Genomic DNA, 2,107 nt, shown 5'->3' with positions numbered 1-2,107 from the left:
GGCCACCGTCAGCGGGGCAAACTGGCGTGTGTCCACCGCTGCCTTGTCCATTTCAAACCAGGGGTCGGGCTCGCCATCGAGCGCGAACTGCAGTTGTTCCCACAGCGCCTTGCGGCCTTCGTGGTCGTCCAGGATGCGCTTCTTCACGTAGTCCAGGCCCACGCGGTTGACGTAGTGCACCGTGCGCTCCAGGTACCAGCCTTCCTGGCGGTACAGCTCGCAGAAGGCGCCGGTGTACTCCAGCACCTCGGCGGCTGTCTTGAGCTTGACGAAGAAGTGCGCCACCTCGGTCTTGATGCCACCGTTGCCGGCGATGTACATCTCCCAGCCGCTGTCCACGCCGATGATGCCCACGTCCTTGATGCCGGCCTCGGCGCAGTTGCGCGGGCAGCCGCTGACGGCGAACTTGACCTTGTGCGGGGCGTACATGCGCCACATGGCGCGCTCCAGGTCCTTGCCCATCTGCGTGCTGTCCTGCGTGCCCATGCGGCACCACTCGCTGCCCACGCAGGTCTTCACCGTGCGCAATGCCTTGGCATACGCGTGGCCGCTGGGCATGCCGATGTCCTTCCACACATGGGGCAGGTCTTCCTTCTTCACGCCCAGCAGGTCGATGCGCTGGCCGCCGGTGACCTTGACGGTGGGAATCTTGTACTTGTCCACCGCGTCCGCAATGCGACGCAGCTCGCTGGCGGTGGTTTCGCCGCCCCACATGCGGGGGATCACGCTGTAGGTGCCGTCCTTCTGGATGTTGGCGTGGCTGCGCTCGTTGATGAAGCGGCTTTGCGGGTCGTCCCTGGCCTCCTTGGGCCAGGTGCTGATCAGGTAGTAGTTGACGGCCGGACGGCAGCTGGCGCAGCCATTGGGCGTCTTCCAGTCCAGCGCCTTGAACACATCGGCGATGGTCAGCAGCTTGCGGCCATCGGGCAGCGGCGTGCGGATGGCGTCGCGCACCGCCTGGTGGCCGTGGTCGGTGCAGCCGCACATGGCCTTGAGCTTGGGCGTGGCGGAATAGTCCCCCCCGGCGGTGAACATCAGGATCTGCTCAACCAGGCCGGTGCAGGACCCGCAGGACGCGCTGGCTTTGGTGTGCTTGCGCACCTCGTCCAGCGTGAACAGGCCTTTTTCCTTGATGGCCTTGCAGATGCTGCCCTTGTTGACGCCGTTGCAGCCGCAGACTTCGGCGTCGTCGGGCATGGTGGCGGCCTTGCTGTGGCCCTCGTGGCCGGTGTCGCCGATGTTGGACTCGCCGAACATCAGCTTGTCGCGGATGTCGCTGACGCTGCGGCCGTCGCGCAGCAGCTTGAAGTACCAGCTGCCGTCCACGGTGTCGCCGTACAGGCAGGCACCCACCAGCTTGTCGTCCTTGATCACCAGCTTCTTGTAGACGCCGCCAAACGGGTCGCTCATGACAATTTCTTCGGTGCCCTCGCCGCCCTGGAAGTCGCCGGCCGAGAACAGGTCAATTCCCGTGACCTTGAGCTTGGTGGAGGTGAGTGAGCCGGTGTAGCGGCCAATGCCGAACTGCGCCAGGTGGTTGGCCGCCACCTTGGCCTGCTCGAACAGGGGCGCGACCAGCCCGTAGGCAATGCCGCGGTGGGCGGCACACTCGCCCACGCTGTAAATGCGCGCGTCGGTCACGGTCTGCATGGTGTCGTTGACCACAATGCCGCGGTTCACATGCAGCCGGGCCTTCTCGGCCAGTTCGGTGTTGGGGCGGATGCCCACCGCCATGACCACCAGGTCCGTGTCAATCTCGGTGCCGTCCTTGAACTGGACGGCCCGCACCCGCCCAGCCTCATTGCCCAGCAGCGCCTGCGTCTGGGCGCCGATCATGAACTTCAGGCCGCGCGCTTCCAGCGACTTCTGCAGCAGCTTGCCAGCCACGTCGTCCAGCTGGCGCTCCATCAGCCAGGGCATCACATGCACCACGGTCACGTCCATGCCGCGTTTCATCAGGCCGTTGGCGGCCTCCAGGCCCAGCAGGCCGCCGCCAATCACCACCGCCTTCTTGTACCTGGCTGCGGCCTCGATCATGGTGTTGGTGTCGGCGATGTCGCGGTAGGCGATCACGCCCTGCAGCTCCTTGCCCGGCACCGGCAGGATG

1 protein-coding gene is annotated in these 2,107 nt (G+C 65.6%); it reads right to left on the bottom strand.

From position 1 onward, the window contains the following. Positions 1-2,107, bottom strand: a 2,107-nt coding sequence (gene nirB / locus ACE3OK_RS12430; protein WP_374249870.1) for a nitrite reductase large subunit NirB, incomplete at both ends; no start/stop codon positions are given.

This window comes from Thermomonas sp. (assembly GCF_041905325.1).
Classification (GTDB): domain Bacteria; phylum Pseudomonadota; class Gammaproteobacteria; order Xanthomonadales; family Xanthomonadaceae; genus Thermomonas.
The sequence above is the reverse complement of the archived record's forward strand: the minus strand, read 5'-3'. Positions and strand labels throughout refer to the sequence as shown.